This is a genomic window from Streptomyces graminofaciens, from assembly GCF_030294945.1.
GTDB lineage: Bacteria > Actinomycetota > Actinomycetes > Streptomycetales > Streptomycetaceae > Streptomyces > Streptomyces graminofaciens.
In genome coordinates, this window is sequence record NZ_AP018448.1 from 1098772 (window position 1) to 1114470 (window position 15699).

Annotated in this window: 15 protein-coding genes and 1 pseudogene; 12 read left to right on the forward strand and 4 right to left on the reverse strand. The window is 68.8% G+C overall.

The window, feature by feature from the left end:
- Positions 1–139 precede the first annotated feature (139 nt).
- The 10 genes and pseudogenes from SGFS_RS04770 to SGFS_RS04815 all read left to right on the forward strand — a co-directional run.
- Positions 140–1723 carry an MFS transporter gene (locus SGFS_RS04770; RefSeq protein WP_286259798.1) on the forward strand — a complete coding sequence of 528 codons (1584 nt, stop codon included), beginning with the start codon at positions 140–142 and terminating at the stop codon, positions 1721–1723.
- A gap of 203 nt (positions 1724–1926) precedes the next feature.
- Positions 1927–2901 (forward strand): Lrp/AsnC family transcriptional regulator, encoded by a 975-nt coding sequence (locus SGFS_RS04775; protein WP_286247849.1) that lies wholly within the window; start codon positions 1927–1929, stop codon positions 2899–2901.
- An 814-nt stretch (positions 2902–3715) separates the two neighbouring features.
- A complete protein-coding gene (locus SGFS_RS04780) occupies positions 3716–4465 on the forward strand; it encodes an SDR family oxidoreductase (RefSeq protein WP_286247850.1) in 750 nt (249 codons plus the stop codon).
- Between the two features lie 354 nt (positions 4466–4819).
- Positions 4820–5659 (forward strand): helix-turn-helix transcriptional regulator, encoded by an 840-nt coding sequence (locus SGFS_RS04785; protein WP_286247853.1) that lies wholly within the window; start codon positions 4820–4822, stop codon positions 5657–5659.
- Positions 5660–5905: 246 nt separating this feature from the next.
- Positions 5906–6499 (forward strand): TetR/AcrR family transcriptional regulator, encoded by a 594-nt coding sequence (locus SGFS_RS04790; protein ID WP_286247855.1) that lies wholly within the window; start codon positions 5906–5908, stop codon positions 6497–6499.
- 105 nt (positions 6500–6604) lie between these two features.
- The gene (locus SGFS_RS04795; RefSeq protein ID WP_286247856.1) at positions 6605–7345 is read left to right on the forward strand and encodes an NADPH-dependent F420 reductase; all 741 of its coding nucleotides are present in this window, start codon (positions 6605–6607) and stop codon (positions 7343–7345) included.
- A gap of 239 nt (positions 7346–7584) precedes the next feature.
- Positions 7585–8283, forward strand: coding sequence for a nitroreductase (locus tag SGFS_RS04800; protein ID WP_286247858.1), 699 nt, complete (start codon positions 7585–7587; stop codon positions 8281–8283).
- 128 nt (positions 8284–8411) lie between these two features.
- Complete coding sequence (locus tag SGFS_RS04805; protein ID WP_286247860.1) at positions 8412–8768, forward strand: LLM class oxidoreductase; 357 nt, start codon at positions 8412–8414, stop codon at positions 8766–8768.
- On the forward strand, positions 8765–8902 hold the full coding sequence (locus tag SGFS_RS04810; protein WP_286247862.1) for a hypothetical protein: 138 nt from the start codon (positions 8765–8767) through the stop codon (positions 8900–8902). Before SGFS_RS04805 ends, SGFS_RS04810 begins: the two co-directional genes overlap by 4 nt.
- Positions 8903–9157: 255 nt before the next feature.
- Positions 9158–9753 (forward strand): annotated as a pseudogene (locus tag SGFS_RS04815) (molybdopterin cofactor-binding domain-containing protein); the annotation flags it as partial.
- A gap of 288 nt (positions 9754–10041) precedes the next feature.
- Here the strand turns inward: SGFS_RS04815 and SGFS_RS04820 are convergent.
- The 3 genes from SGFS_RS04820 to SGFS_RS04830 all read right to left on the reverse strand — a co-directional run bounded on the left by SGFS_RS04820 (position 10042) and on the right by SGFS_RS04830 (position 12813).
- Positions 10042–10893 (reverse strand): IS5 family transposase, encoded by an 852-nt coding sequence (locus tag SGFS_RS04820; RefSeq protein WP_286247864.1) that lies wholly within the window; start codon positions 10891–10893, stop codon positions 10042–10044.
- A 75-nt stretch (positions 10894–10968) separates the two neighbouring features.
- On the reverse strand, positions 10969–11463 hold the full coding sequence (locus SGFS_RS04825; RefSeq protein ID WP_051185546.1) for a MarR family winged helix-turn-helix transcriptional regulator: 495 nt from the start codon (positions 11461–11463) through the stop codon (positions 10969–10971).
- 123 nt (positions 11464–11586) lie between these two features.
- Positions 11587–12813, reverse strand: coding sequence for an acyl-CoA dehydrogenase family protein (locus SGFS_RS04830; RefSeq protein ID WP_286247873.1), 1227 nt, complete (start codon positions 12811–12813; stop codon positions 11587–11589).
- A 63-nt stretch (positions 12814–12876) separates the two neighbouring features.
- Between SGFS_RS04830 and SGFS_RS04835 the strand changes: the two genes are divergently transcribed.
- Positions 12877–13704, forward strand: a complete 828-nt coding sequence (locus SGFS_RS04835) for an SDR family oxidoreductase (RefSeq protein WP_286247875.1) — start codon at positions 12877–12879, stop codon at positions 13702–13704.
- An 11-nt stretch (positions 13705–13715) separates the two neighbouring features.
- Here the strand turns inward: SGFS_RS04835 and SGFS_RS51300 are convergent, their stop codons facing one another.
- A complete protein-coding gene (locus SGFS_RS51300) occupies positions 13716–13871 on the reverse strand; it encodes a hypothetical protein (protein WP_350283973.1) in 156 nt (51 codons plus the stop codon).
- 326 nt (positions 13872–14197) lie between these two features.
- On the opposite strand from SGFS_RS51300, the gene SGFS_RS04845 reads away from it, so the two are divergent.
- Positions 14198–15664, forward strand: a complete 1467-nt coding sequence (locus tag SGFS_RS04845; RefSeq protein WP_286247876.1) for an amidase — start codon at positions 14198–14200, stop codon at positions 15662–15664.
- The last annotated feature ends 35 nt before the right edge of the window (positions 15665–15699 follow it).

The following is a 15699-nucleotide window of genomic DNA, read 5'->3' on the forward strand; positions in this document are numbered from 1 at the left end:
GCCTCGGCTCCCCGGCGGGGCGGAACGTTGCGGCGGAAGCCGGCCGGTCACAGCGCCCGGCGCTTTAGGGAGAGAGTCTTTCGTGAACGTCACGACCACGGGGAACGCGCCGCGGGAGCGGCGGGTGCCCACACTCGTCATGGCCTGCGTCGGCGTGTTCGTCGCCTATCTGCCGGTGACCACCGTATCGGCGAGCCTGCCCGCCATTCAGCGGGCGCTGAACACGTCGACCGCTCAGCTGTCCTGGGTGAGCGTCGCGTTCGTGCTGCCCATGGCCGCGCTCATCCTCACCGCGGGCGTCTTCGGTGACGTGCACGGCCGCAAGAAGGTCTTCCAGGCGGGCCTGGCCTTCAGCGGTCTGGGTGCCCTGATCGCACTGTGCGCCCAGTCGATCGAGGTCGTCTGGGCCGGGCAGGCCTTCGCCGGTCTGGGCGCGGCCGCGTTGCTGCCCACGACCCTGGCCCTGATCAGCCACGCCGTCCCCGACCCGCGCGAGCGCGGGAAGTTCATCGGCGTGTGGGCGACCTCCCTGATAGCCGCCCTCGCATTCGGCCCCGTCATCGCGGGCGTGATCCTCGACCACTTCACGTGGCGCTGGCTCTACCTGCTGCCCGTCCCCGCCTCGCTGCTCGCGCTGGTCGTCTCGACGAAGCTGCTCACCGACTCCCGTGCCCCGGGCACGCGCCGACTGGACTGGCCCGGCCAGCTCACCTCCGCGCTGGCCATCACCGCTCTGGTCTACGGGATCATCGAGGGCGGCGCCAACTCCTTCACCGACACCAAGGTGATGCTTGCCCTGTTCACTGCCGTTGTCGCATCGGTCGCTTTCGTGCTGGTGGAGCGGCACAGCTCCAGCCCGATGCTGGACCTGACACTGTTCCGCAGCCCCTCCTTCACCGCCACCGCGCTGATCGCCATGATCAGCTTTCTCGGGCTCATCGGGTTCTTCTTCGCCCTCAGCCTCTACTTCGGCGTGGTCCAGCAGCTCAGCACCCTCGAATCGGCCTGGCGCCTGCTGATGGTGTGCATAGTGCCGCTGGTCCTCGGTGTCCCCATGGGGCGCCTGGTGCACCGGGTGTCTCCTCGGGTGCTGATTACCGGCGGCCTCCTGCTCGCCGCGGTCTCGCTGCTGTCGCTGACCACGATCGGCGCCAACACCTCGTTCGGTTCACTGGCCTGGCGGCTGGCCCTGCTCGGTCTGGGCGTGTCTTTCGTCCTCACCCCGATGACCGCCACCGCCGTCAGTTCGGTGCCGTTCCACCAGGCCGGTATGGCCGCTGCCGCCAACAACGCATTCCGTCAGCTCGGCGCCGCCCTGGGCCCCGCTGTCCTGGGCACGCTGTTGTCCTCTCGGGCCGTGGACGCTCTGCCCGGACATCTCACCGCCGCGGGGCTGGACGGGGCGACGGTCCGGCGCGTCACCGAGACCGCGGACGCCGGCGGACTGAGTGCGGTCGGCAGGCTTCGCCTGGGCGCGGACACCCCGCATGTCCTCGGCGCCCTGTCGCAGGCGTTCATCGACAGTCTTCAGCTCTGTCTGATCGCCGCGGCCGTCCTGACCCTGCTGGCGGCCGCGGTGGGATTCGTCCTGCTGCGTCGGCCGCGGCAGTCGGCCCCATCGGCCGCAGGCCCCGCTGCCTCCGCCCAAGGGCCTGGCACACCCGACCAGCCCACCGCCGACATTCGGACGGCAGCCGGGCCGCAGGCAACCGCCCCTCGGTGAGCGCCGGCCCCTCCACCGAGGTAACACCAGGCGTACCGGCACGGGCTCAGGAGCGGACAGTCACCGCGCCGGTGCCGGCGCCGACCGTGGGGACGGGCACGGCGCCGCTCAGTGGCCTGGGACCGGACCCTTCCGGTCCCAGGCCACACAGCGCTGTCGTACGACCTGACGTGAACAAAACCCGCTCGAAACAGGAGCCATCGATGCAGTCCCCTTCACCCGACGCGCTTGATCTGAAACTGCTGCACGCGCTCCAGGTGGACGGGCGGGCGCCGTTCAGCCGTATCGCCGAGATCCTCGGAGTGTCCGACCAGACCGTCGCCCGCCGCTTCCGCAAACTGCGCACAACCGCCGGACTCAGGATCGTCGGCATGACCGACGAGAGCCTGCTGGGCCGCCAGAGCTGGGTCGTCCGGCTGCGCTGCACTCCCGACGTGGCCGAACAACTCGCCACCGCGCTGGCCCGGCGCCCCGACACCTCGCACGTCGATCTCATCTCCGGCGGCACCGAAGTGCTGTGTGCCATGAGAGCCCGCAGCCGACAGGCCCGCGACGAGCTGCTCTTCGACCGCCTGCAACGCACGCCTCAGGTCATTTCGGTCAGCGCCCACTGCCTGCTGCACACCTTCTTCGGCGGTCCCCTCGGCTGGCTCGACAAGACTCAGGCGCTCGAACCCGACCAGGAGGCGGCACTGCGTCTCCCGTACAGCGAACCGGTAGCCGCCCCCATCGCTCTCGAAGGAGCGGACGAGGCGCTGCTCGCCGTGCTACGGCGCGACGGCCGCGTTACCTTCAGTGAACTGCAGACCAGCACCGGCCAGTCGGAGTCCGCTGTCAAGCGGCGCCTGGAGCGTCTGCGCTCCACGGGCATCCTCTACTTCAAAGTGCAGCATGACCGCGAGTCCCTCGGACACGGCATCAGCGCGATGCTCTGGCTCACCGTCGCCCCCTCCGCACTCGACACCGCCGGACGGAAACTGGCCGAACACCACGAGGTCCGCTTCGCCGGCGCCACCACTGGCCAGGCCAACCTCGTCGCCACCGTCGCCACCTCGAGCACCAGCGAGCTCTACACATACCTCAGCGAGAAGATCGGCGGCCTCGACGGCGTGCAGTCCGTGGAAACCGCCCTGACTCTGCGGCATGTCAAGCAACTCACCTACGAGCCGAGCCGCTGACCGCCGAACGGCCACCAAGCAACTGAGTCGCACATGGACCCTTGCGTACGGACCGACGGAGCGACCCGTGGTTGGGTGCTGCACAGTCGACGGACGCGCTCGTCTCCTCTGCGTCTCGCCGAGTCGGGGTACAGGGCAGGCGGCCCAGCCGCCCGCGTTGCTCTCCAGCAGCTCTGCGACCGCCTTCTCCTCGGCGACCAAACGGTGCTCATGCCCGTATGCCGTCCAGCGAGGTCACAACCGGGGCGCGGTGCCGACCGTCGTCCGGGCCACCACCGGCATCGACCTGGAGGGAAGACCGCAGGACTGTCCGTGGTTGCCCGCTCCCTGGGCCGACCCCGGCTGTTCAGCGGGATGGGTGAGCTGACGTCCTGACGGCAGAAAGGTGCCGCTGATCTGCAAGGATGCGATCGTATCCGGTGCGGGGGTCAGGAAACCTTTCCGGTGGTCAGGCGTGCCGGGTGGGGCCATGGGCTGTCGGTGGCGGCCGATGGGAAGGCGCTGGTTGTGCACGCGGGAGCAGTGCTGCCGCGGAGGCCAGCGGACGCTGGAGCCGGCCGGGTCCGCGCGGGTGCTGCGGTGCAACGACGGATCCGCCGTTACCGCACAGGTTGTGATCCTGGCCACCGGGTTCTCCTATCGGTGGCTCGCTACGCCCGCTCTGGAAGCGCTGACCGGCAGGAGCGTCGTCTGCGGCTCAGCCATGGAGCGCCGATCCATGGATAAGCCGTCCTCTCCCGCCCCTTCGCGGGCGCCCCTACGGTCGAGGCTGCGGGCGCTCACCGGCCCGCCGTACCGAAGGAGCAAGACCCCCATGAAGATGACCGGCAACACGATCCTGATCACCGGCGGAACCTCGGGCATCGGCCTCGGTCTGGCCCTGCGTCTGCACGAGGCCGGCAACAAGGTGATCGTCGCCGGTCGGCGCAAGGAACTCCTCGACGAGATCACGGCCGAGCACCCCGGCATCGACGCGCTCACCCTCGATGTCGCGGACCCCGACTCGATCGCCCGGGCCCGCGAGACCGTGGCGGCGAGCCACCCCGAGCTGAACGTCCTCGTCAACAACGCCGGCATCATGCTGCGGGAGAACCTCCTCGACCCGGCCGAACTCCCGGTCGCCGAGGACCACGTCACCGTCAACCTGCTCGGCACGATCCGGATGACGTACGCCTTCCTGCCGCTGCTGGTGGGCAAGGACGACGCCGTCGTCATGAACGTCACCTCGGCGCTGGCGTTCGTCCCGTATCAGAGCACCCCGACCTACAGCGCGACCAAGGCCGCGCTGCACTCCTTCTCCGAGAGCCTGCGCATCCAACTGGCCGGTGCTGACGTCGGCGTCCAGGTGATCGAGATAGTCCCGCCGGGCGTGCGAACGACCCTGCTCGGCCAGCAGGACAGCGAACACTCCATGCCGTTGGACGACTTCCTCAGCGAGACCCTCGACCTGCTGCGCGAGAAGCCCGACGCGAAGGAGATTGTCGTCGAGCGCGCCAGGTTCATCCGCGACGCGCAGGCCACCGGCTCCTACGACGACGTCCTCGCCATGATCGCCGGCAGCTGACCGACCTGTTATTTCCGACGGGAAACAACAGCACGCGAGCGCCGTCACACGACAAACCTCGTCGTATCGGCCAGGCCGGGCGACGAGGCCCGGGGCCCGTCCAAAGCGTCAGGCGTCCTCGACGGAGCCCGTCGCCGCAGGCCGTTCCATACCGACGGCCTGCGGCGTACCGCCGACAGGCGGCGAATTTCCCAGCGGGTCACGCAGGGGCAGGTGATCATCGGGTCGTCTCGCTGCGCGCGCCCTCGCGTCGGCCGTACGAGCGGCTTCGCGCGGGTGGGAGGGGAGGTGCGGGCTCAGCCATGGATCGGCAGTCTCTGGATAGCCGGGCGGGATGCGGCGAGGATGGACGGCATGGACAAGAAGGAACTGGCGGAATTCCTACGCCATCGCCGTGAGGCGCTGCGGCCCCGCGACGTCGGGCTGGTCGAAGGGGCGCGCAGGCGCACCCAGGGGCTGCGCCGCGAGGAGGTCGCTCAGCTCGCCGGCATGTCCACCGACTACTACGCCCGCCTGGAACAGCAGCGCGCCCCGCAGCCCTCCGTTCAGATCACCACCGCTCTCGCCCGGGCGCTGCGGCTGACCCCGGACGAACGCGACCACCTCTTCGTCCTCATCGGCCACAACGCCCCGGCCCGCTTCCACCGCTCCGAACACGTCCGCCCGACCCTGCTGCGGGTCCTGGACCGCCTGGACGACTCTCCGGCCCTGGTGCAGACCGACCTGCTCGACACCCTCGCGATGAACCCGTTGGCCGTCGCGCTGCTCGGCGACCAGACCCGCCACACCGGTCTGGCCCGCAGTGGTTATTACCGCTGGTTCATGGACCCGGCCGAACGCCTGGTGTATCCCGAGGAGGTCCACGAACACCACGGCCGCGCCCATGCAGCGCGCCTGCGGGCCGCGCTGACAGCCGGCAGCGACACCCCGCGAGCCGCCCGGATCCTCGCCGAACTCCAGGAACACAGCCCCGAGTTCGTCCGCATGTGGGAACTGCAGGAAGTCGCACAAAGCTACGACGACTGCAAGACCCTCCTCCATCCCGAACTCGGCCGCATCGACGTCGACGCCCAGCTCCTGTTCACCGAGAACCGCGCCCAGACCTTGGTGGTGCTGACCACCCGCCCCGGCACGGAGAGCCACAGCAAACTCGAACTGCTCGCCGTCATCGGACACCAACAGCTCACTCCCTGACGTCCTGGGACGGGGCCGGGCCGGGCTCGGCGCTGGAGGGGCCGGACAAGGGCACCCTGGAATGGTGCAGCCCGTACGGCTTTTGCCCTGTGCTCTACGGCTAAATGTGTCGACCCCCTGCGATGTCCGGGCTCCGCGCTCAGGCCGCCGGTTTGACCGGACGCTGCCTCCGTTTTACTCTCGACCAAGTACGGAGGCAGCATCCGTTTTGATCCGGCCGGAGGATCGCGGCAGGCAGGAGGGCGCATGAGCGCCGACGAACAGCGGGGACGCAAGCCCCGTGCGGACGTCCAGCGCAACCGCGCTGCCCTCCTGGAGACCGCGCAGCGTCACTTCCTGCAGCACGGGGTCGGCACCTCCCTCGAGGCGGTGGCCAAGGAGGCGGGCGTCGGGCCCGGCACCCTGTACCGGCACTTCCCCACCCGGGAGGCACTGCTGGCGGCCGTGCTGCAGACGCGCTCCGAGGAACTCGTGGCCCGCCAGGCGGACATCGAGCAACTCGGTGACCCGGCCGAGGCGCTGGAGCAGTGGCTGCGGGCGATGGAGGAGTACTTCAGCGCCTTCAGCGGGCTGCCGGACCCGCTCATGGCCGCGGCCCGGGCGCAGGAGCCGGACAACCCCCTCACGATCCCCTGCGACATCCTCATCTCCGCCACCGATCAGTACGTGCGAGCCGCCCAGCTCGCGGGGCGCGTGCGCGCGTCGGTGCGGGGGCACGACCTGTTCCTCGCGGCCTGTTCCGTTGCGTGGATCAAGGGCACCGGCACCGAGGAGGAGTCACTCGACCGGCTCCGCACGCTCATCGCGAGCGGCTACCGCCAGCAGGACACCCAGGCGTAAATCGCCAGGCACCCCGCTCCGCCCCCGCAACGCCAGGCGGCACCACGATCCATCCATCACATCGTGCTGCCCCCAGGGGCGGCACAACCCCCTAAGGAACAAATCGTGAAAATTACTGTCATAGGCGCCGGTGCCATCGGCGGGAACCTCGCTGCCAAGCTCAGCACGGCCGGTCACGACGTCCAGGTGGCCGACGCCCGCGGCCCCGAGGCCGTCCGGGCGGAGGTGCTGGAGTCCGGGGCCCGCGCGGTGGAGCTCGCCGACGCCGCCGTCCAGGGCCGGGACGTCATCGTCCTGTCGATCCCGTTCGGGGTGGCGGGCCAGCTGGCGGACCTGTTCGCGTCGGTGCCCGACGAGACGGTGGTCATCGACACCTCGAACTACTACCCCGGCATGCTCAGCGAGCCGATCGAGGCGGTGGACAACGGCCAGGTGGAGAGCGTGTACACCGCCGAGCTGCTCGGCCGCCCCGTGGTCAAGGCGTGGAACGCCGCGCTGGCCGAAACCCAGCGGACCAAGGGCGTCCCGGCCGGAACGCCCGGCCGCCTCGCCATCCCCGTCGCCGGCGACTCCGAGGAGGCGCGGAAGGTGGCCATGAGCCTGGTGGACGACACCGGCTTCGACCCCTACGACACCGGCACACTGGCCGACTCCTGGCGCCAGCAGCCGAACAGCCCCGCCTACTGCACCGAACTGACTTTCGACGAGCTGCCCGCGGCCCTGGCCACGGCCGACCGCGCCAAGGACGCGGCCATCCGCGACAGCCTCCCGGAACGCTTCGCCGCCCTCCCGGCCAACCCCACCGTCGACGACGTCGTCGAGATGAACCGCGCCGCCCACCGCTGAGACACCCGACGCGACTCTCGCGCACCCAACGGCACGAGGGCGGCAGCGCCGGCACGCCGCGAACGAGAAGACGAACACGAAGAGCGCACAGTCCCCCGCGCTGCAGACTGCAGCTTCGGCACGCCGCTGCCTGCGAGCATCCGCAAGCCTGCCGGCACCCGCAGGGTGCGTCCGCAGTCGCGGCGGCCTCCGCGCAGCGCAGCATGGCAGATGACTGTGCGCCACGGAGAGGAACCACCTTGCTCGGCACCGCGTCACCCTTCACCGACATCGCACGCTCCCGCCGCTCCCCCCGGCAGTTCCTGCCCACCGCCCTGTCCCCTGCGGACATCCGCGGTGTGCTGGAAGACGCGCAGACCACCCCCTCGAACAGCAACACCCAGCCGTGGACGGTGCACGTCGTCTCGGGTGCGGCGCGGGACGCCCTGGGCAAAGAGCTGCTCCGGGCCGAGGAGGAGGGGCGGACCTCCCCGGATTTCACCGATGGCTACGGCGAGGGCATCTACCTCGAGCGGTCGCAGGCCCTGGGCGCGAGTGTCTACCGGGCCCGGGGCGTCGAGCGCTCGGACCGGGACGGCAGGAGGGCGGCGGTCCGCGAGAACCTGGAGTTCTACGGGGCTCCCCATGCCGCGTTCCTGTTCATGCCGGCGCTCGGAGACGGGGTACGGACGGCCGGCGACATCGGCATGTACGCGCAGAACTTCCTGCTCTCGCTGACGACCCGGGGGCTGGCCGGCATCCCGCAGACCGTACTCGGCGTCTACGCCGACACCGTCCGCGAGTTCCTGGGCGTCCCCGCGGAGCTCAAGCTGCTGTTCGGCATCTCCTTCGGCATGGCCGACCCGGCGGCACCGGTGAACACGCTCCGCACGGAGCGGGTTCCGCTGCGGCGAAGCGTGGTCCTGCATGACACCCCGGGAGTCCTCGACAGGCGGTAGTTCCTCCGCCCGCAGGAACCATCCGGCGCCTGGGCCCGGGCCGCCACTCGGTCGGCCCGCGCCCGGCGCCCGCACGGCTTCGGCAATTCGGAGGATGCCTCCTATTGCCGAGGAAGTAATCGGAGGCCATGCCCAGCCCGCACGATCCGCGCTCCGCCCGCGCCCTCGAAGTTGCCCGGGAAGGCTGGACCCTGCGCGACGTGCTCGCCCACGGCGTCATCGACTACCACCCGGTGGTCGCCGGCACCGCCGCCGACGTGGCCGACCACATGCAGCAGTGGTTCGAGGCGGGGGCCTGCGACGGCTTCTCGATCGCCATCGACAGCTACCACGACGGCTTCGACGCCTTCGTCGACAAGGTCGTTCCGATCCTGCAGGAACGCGGCCTCTTCCACGACGACTACGAAGGCCCCACCCTGCGCGAGAAGCTCGGCGCCCACGAGCAGTACGGCCTCGACCCGCGCCTCACGAAGGCCCAGTCATGACCACCACCACGCAGCCCATTTCTCGACGCGACCTGAATGGACATGGCTTCCGCATGTTCCGCCAGGACGACACCGGTGGCTACACCGCGCTCTGCCTGGAGGATCTCCCTGATGGTCTGCTGGGCGACAGGTGAACCACTGACCTCAGAGATTGGGACATACAGGGCAGGTGAGCGGTGTCGCCACCCGCTTGCGCCGCCATCGTCGGCCTCAACCGGGTCTTCACGATCCTCACTGACAGCAACTGACGCACACCCGGGCACGCCTGTCACCCACCCAGGTGATGGTGCAACACCTGTGGCGCCAACTACCCTTCCGCTAGAGCTGTTGAGCTGCACGTTCGCGCCCTCAGCCCGTCGCACCACTCTCCGGCCTCTAGAGAAGGCAGCGAGTTCGGCTGGCACCGGCGCAACCTGAAACCGCGCTCCACGCGCGACGGCGACTGGTTGATTGGCACCGGCATGGCCACTGGCGTCTACGACACCGCCCGCAATGACGCCCAGGCGTCGGTCAGGCTGGACGCCGACCGCACCGCGCTCATCCAGTCCGCGGCCAGCGACATGGGCCCGGGCACCTACGCCTCCCAGACCCAGCTTGCTGCGGATGCCCTCGGCCTGCCTATGGGCAGGGTGTCGTTCCGGCTCGGCGACTCCCTCATGCGCCGCTCGCCCCACCGCGCGGCGGCTCCTGGACCATAGCCAGCGTCGGATCGGCCGTCCAGGACGGCTGCGACACAATGCGGGAGCAGGCCATCAAGCTCGCCGTCGAGGACGCCAAGTCGCCGCTGCACGGCGTCGACCCCGACACCGTCGTCGCCAGCGCCGACCGGCTGCACGTCAAGGGCAACCCCGCACGCGGCGAGACCTACCGGCAAGTCCTGACCCGCAACAACCGCACCCGCCTCGAAACAATGGGCTCCTTCACCCGGCCCATGGGCCCTGAACGGTTCTCCCTGTTCGCCTACGGCGCGGTCTTAGTGGGCGTTTGATGTTGATTCGCACCTACTGTTTCGATGCGGTTTGCTTGTATTCATCGTCAACGTGCACAGCTTGAAATGCCTGGAAGGTCCCGATGAATGGGGAGCTTCCAGGCCATCGCTAAACCAGACGGAATCCGGGACTGAGAAGCGGAGCAAACGGACGGCCGGGCCGATGTGTCGAAGGGCGCGAAGCGGTAGGTCCGGCACGGACCACCCCAAAGCCCCTGACCGTAAAGGGGGCCGATCGCCAGAAACTATGCCTAAACGCCCACTTAGAGAGCATCTGATCAGTTTTCACGCGGATTCGAGCCGAATGTCCGTTTCGATTCGCCAGGTTGGTGTGGATTCTCCGGTCAGTTCGCGGGACATTTTGTTAGCCATGGCCCAGTGGATCATCGCTCGTGATCGTTGGGGCAGGGCTTCGTAGTCCCGCGCCAGGCGGCGGTGCTGCATCAGCCAGCCGAAGGTCCGCTCGATCACCCACCGTTTCGGCAGAGGCTCGAACCCCTTGGCCCGCGGCCGCTGCACCACCTCGACATCGATGCCCAGACCGGCGCCGTGGTTGCAGATGCTGTTCTGGTAACCGCCGTCGGCCCAGACCTTGGACACGCTGGGATGTGCCGCGGCCAGGTCGTCGAGCAGGAGCTTGCCGCCGGTGGTGTCGTGCACGTTCGCGGCGGTGACCAGGACGGCCAGCACCAGACCGAGCGTGTCCGTGATCAGGTGCCGCTTGCGTCCCTTGATCTTCTTGCCGGCATCGATGCCCTGGCTCGTCTTGGCGACATTTGCCGAAGTCTTCACGCTCTGCGCGTCCACCACGGCCGCGGTCGGCTCAGCGCGGCGGCCGTGGAATCGGCGGGTCTTGCCGCGTAACAGGTCGTGAACCTGCTGGGTGGTGCCGTCGGATTCCCACTTCGCGTAGTAGTCGTAGACGGTCTTGTACGGCGGGAAGTCGTGCGGCAGGTACTCCCACGGGATGCCGGTGCGGTTGACGTAGAGGATCGCGTTGACGATCTCTCGCAGGTCGTGCACCCGGGCTGCCGTTCCGGGTCCGGTCCGTCTCGCCCGCCAGTCGTCGAAGACCGGTTTCATCAAGGCCCAGCGGGCGTCGGACACGTCACTGCGGTACGGACGACGAACACTCACGCCTCATCCAACGACCGCCAACAGCACCAGTCACAAAACCATCCCAGAACACCAACTACCTAGATCAGATGCTCTCTAAGCCCGTTTCCCACCGTTCTGCTCCCGGACGGTGTCGAACAGGGAGGTCAGAGCGGGACTTCCCGCGAGACTGTCCAGCAGGACGTGAAGCGACTGTCGTTCCGTGGTGCCCAGGTCTGCGAGGATTTCGCCGTCGAGATCGACGAGTGTGCGGTTGAGGCGGGCCAGGACCTTGCGCCCTTCGGCGGTGATGTCCACGGCGTAGCGGCGACGATCCTGCGGATCTCGTGTCCGCTCCGCGTATCCGGCGCGCTCCAGGTCGTCGAGACTCGTCACCATCGTCGCGGGGTCGATGCGCAGGAACGAGCCAAGTGCCAGTTGCGGCATGGCACCGTTGTCCGCCAAAGCCTGCAGGACGCTGTAATGCCGCACTCGCAGGCCGGTCCCGCCGATGCCGTCCTCGGCGATCCTGAACGCCACCTGCCCGAGTTTGACCAGCAGGCAGATGGTGTGTTCGGCCACTGTCCCCGGTACCAGCGGAGCCTCGGACATCGTTTATCCCGCCCATGGTTAGTCGTACGTATGGTCCTGTCCATCGTACGAGAAGGCCCGAGGCGCCAGGACCGCTGCAGGCCGGCGGGATCCGCCGGCTTACGGCCGGTGCGTCCTGGGTGGTCAGCCGACGATGGCCCGACCGAAGATCTGCCGGGCTATGACCCACTTCTGGATCTCGTTGGTGCCCTCATAGATCTCGCCGATCTTGCTGTCCCGGTAGATCGCCTCGACGGGGCCGGGGCTGCCGTCGGCACCCAGTTCGCGCGCGAAGCCGAGGCCTCCGAAGGCCTGGACGGCGTCGCGCGCCATGTCCACCGACAGCTTGGTGGCGTAGTACTTCGCCATCGCGGCCTCGGGCTCGGGGGACGGGGTGCCCGCGTCCAGACGCAGGGCGGCCTTGGTGTAGAGGGTGCGGGCGTTCTCGATCTCGGTGGCCCGTTCGGCGAGCAGGAACTGCCAGTGCTGGTTGGCGGCCACCGGCTTGCCGAAGGCGTGTCGCGTCGACAGGTGGGCCACGGTGTGGTCGAAGGCGGCCTGCGCCATGCCGACCCCGGCAGCCGCGATGCCGATCCGGCCGTACGTCAGAGTGGACAGCGCATGGCGCAGTCCGTGTCCCTCGGCGCCACCGAGGAGGTCGTCGTCGGTCAGGTGCACATCCGTGAAGCGGATGTCCGCGGTGAGCTGGCCGCGGTTGCCCATCTTGCGGTCGGGAAGGCCGACTTCCACTCCGGGAAGTGCCGTGTCGACGATGAACATGCTCAGCCGGGTGCCGGTGCGGGCGAGAACCACCACGAACCCGGCGACGGGCGAGTTGGAGATCCACCGCTTGTGGCCGTTCAGCACCCAGCCGGCCTCGGTGCGTATCGCCTCGGTCTGAACCGCCTGCGGGGACAGGTCACTTGAGGCGTCCGGCTCGGTGGTGGCGAACGCGCCGACCACTGAGCCCTCCGCGACCTTTCGCAGCCATCGCTGCTGCTGCTCCTCGGTGCCCTGCCGCAGGGCGTTGCCCGCCAGGATGCAGTGCACATCGAAGACGGCCGCGACGCTGCTGGAGTAGTAGGCCAGTTCCTCGATGGCCGCGGCGGTGGCGGTCGCCGGGTGGGTCAGACCGTCGCCGCCGACCTCGCCGGGGAAGGGGATCCGGAAGACCCCCGCCGACGCAAGCCCGTCAAACACCTGCCGGGGGAAGCCGTCCGTGCGCTCGTCACCCCCCGCGATCGCCACGGCGTGCGGAGCCACTTCGTGCTCTGCGATCCGGCGCACGGCAGCGCGAACGGACTGTGTCTCTTTGGGGGCGAGGAGCTCGTGGTAGAGCCGGTCGATCTGGCGTGTGGGAGTGGAAGTCATACGGGGAAGATACCATTAGCATCACGTACCATTAGCTCGGCAATCTATTTTGGAGGTTCGACCATGACACAGACGCTGGCCGACAAGACCATCCTGATGTCGGGAGGCAGCCGCGGCATCGGACTCGCCATCGCTCTGCGCGCGGCCCGCGACGGTGCGAACGTGGTGATGCTCGCCAAGACCGCCGTGCCGCATCCGAAGCTCGAAGGCACGGTCCACACCGCCGTTGACGAGATTGAGCGCGCGGGCGGCAAGGGGCTGGCCGTCGTCGGTGACGTCCGCGACGAGGACGATGTGCGCAGCGCCGTCGACGCGGCGGTCAGCGCCTTCGGTGGCATCGACATCGTGGTGAACAACGCCAGCGCGATCGACCTGTCGTCGTCGGATCAGCTGGAGATGAAGCGGTACGACCTGATGCAGGACATCAACACGCGTGGCACGTTCCTGCTGAGCAAGGCCGCTATCCCGCACCTGCGCAAGGCGGGCAACCCGCACATCCTCACGCTCTCCCCGCCGTTGAACCTCGCGCCGCACTGGGTGGGGAAGCATCTCGGTTACACGCTGTCGAAGTACGGCATGAGTCTGTGCACCATCGGGCTCGCCGAGGAGCTCGCCGCCGACGGCATCGCCGCCAACTCGTTGTGGCCGCGGACCCTGATCGACACGGCCGCCGTGCGCAACGTGGTCGGCGGCGCCGGACAAGCCCGTAGTCCGCGGATCATGGCTGACGCCGCGTACGCCATCCTCACGCGTGACGCGCGGAAGTGCACCGCCAACCTGTTCATCGACGACGAGGTCCTGTCGGACGAGGGCGTCACCGACCTGTCCGTCTACAGCCCTGCCGACTTCGAAGGTGATCTCGCGCTCGACATATTCGTCGATCCGGCCTGATCCCACACTGCTCAGTCGATGAACGCGAGGGCGTTCTTGATGCCCTTCTCGATGCCCTTCTCGAGGACCTCATCGGCGAGCTTCGAGTCGAAGGCGGCGCGGGACAGCTGCAGCGACCCAAGCCTTCGCAGCGGCCGATCCAGTCGAGCAGGGCGGCGGAGGGACATCCGACGCCGCGCTGGTCCCGGTGCTCGGGCGACAGATAGCCGCGAACGAGATCCTCGAGTCCCGGGCGGCCGGGCCGCCGGGCCGCCGGGCCGCCGGGCCGCCGGGCCGCAGAGTGCCGTACCGCGCCGTCTGCGTGCGTAGCTCCTCCGCGACGACGTTGGCGACGAGGTCGTCCCTTGATGCCACAGGATCCTCTGACGCCACAGGATCCTCCGTTCATTCCGCAGGGCCATTGCCTTGCACGTCATCCCGAGCCTATGGTCTGTCGAATGTAATGTTATGACTCAGATTTGATGGCACGTCAGAGTCAGAGATGAGGCATGCCGTGAGTGACGTCCCCTTCCAGCCCGCAGTGGAGCAGGCACGCGCGCTGGCCGCGGGTGAGATCTCGAGCCGGGAACTCGTCGAGCTCTATCTTGAGCGGATCGCCACCCATAACACCGCGTTGAACGCGGTGGTGACCCTCGACCCCGAGCGGGCCCGTCGCGAGGCCGGGGAAGCGGACGCCGCGCGGGCGGCCGGGCGAGACCTCGGTCCTCTGCACGGTGTGCCGATCACGGTCAAAGACAGCTTCGAGACAGCCGGGATGCGCACCGTCTGCGGGCGAACAGACCTCAAGGACTACGTGCCCGACCAGGACGCCGAGGCGGTCAAGCGGCTGCGTTCGGCCGGTGCCGTGATCATGGGGAAGAGCAACATGCCTCCGGGCAACCAGGACGTCCAGGCCGACAACCCGGTGTTCGGTCCTTCATCGAACCCGTGGGACACGACCCGTACCTCGGGCGGATCCGCCGGGGGCGGCGCCGTCGCCACCGCCGCGGGCCTCACGACGTTCGACTTCGGCTCGGAAATCGGCGGATCGACCAGGATCCCGTCCCACTTCAACGGCCTGTACGGGCACAAGTCGACGTGGCGGTCGATACCCCTCATCGGGCATGTGCCCTACGGCCCGGGCCCGGGACGATGGACCGAGGCCGACATGGGCTGCGGCGGCGCGCAGGTCCGCGACGCCCGTGACCTCGTCCCGATCCTGCGGGCAACGGTCGGGCCCGCCGACTACGACGGCGGTTTCAGCTACACACTCGCACCGCCGCGCGCGACCAAGCTCGCCGACTTCCGGGTCGCCGTCTGGGGTGAGGATCCCGCGTGTCCGGTCGACAGCGACGTCGCGGCAGCCGTGGACGATGCAGTCACTGCGCTGCGGGCGGCCGGCGCGAAGATCACGGTCCAGCCCGCCAGCCTCCCTGTCGACATCGCGACGAATCACGGGAAGGCCTTCCAGCCCCTGCTCTTCGGCGCGGGCGACCGCACCGGCCTCGCTCCTGCCTCCAGCGCCGCAGTGCTGGCCCGGTTCGTCCAGCACCCGCGGGGTGACGCCGGTCCCGCCCTGCTCGGAACCTTCCAGTCCCACTATCACTGGCTGCAGGCCCACATGGTGCGCAATGAAATCCGGCAGCGATGGTTCGAGTTCTTCCAGGACTTCGACATCGTGCTCATGCCGGTCACCCCGACGGCCGCCCCCGCCCACCACAACAAGCTGATCGACTGGTTCGGGCGGCCATTCGAAGTCGAAGGTGTGCGACGCCCTTACTGGGACCAGGTCAAGTGGAGCGCCGTCGCCAACGTCTCCGGGGGGCCGGCGACGACCATCCCGGTGCGCCGAGGCAGGAGCGGACTGCCCATCGGTCTGCAGGCCATGGGCCCGAGCGGGGGCGATCTCACCACCATCGAGTTCGCCGCCCTGCTGGGCCGGGAAGTGGACGGCTTCGTGCCGCCTCCGGCCTTCGTCTAGACCCCCACCACTGGACCCTGACCACCCGCCCGAAA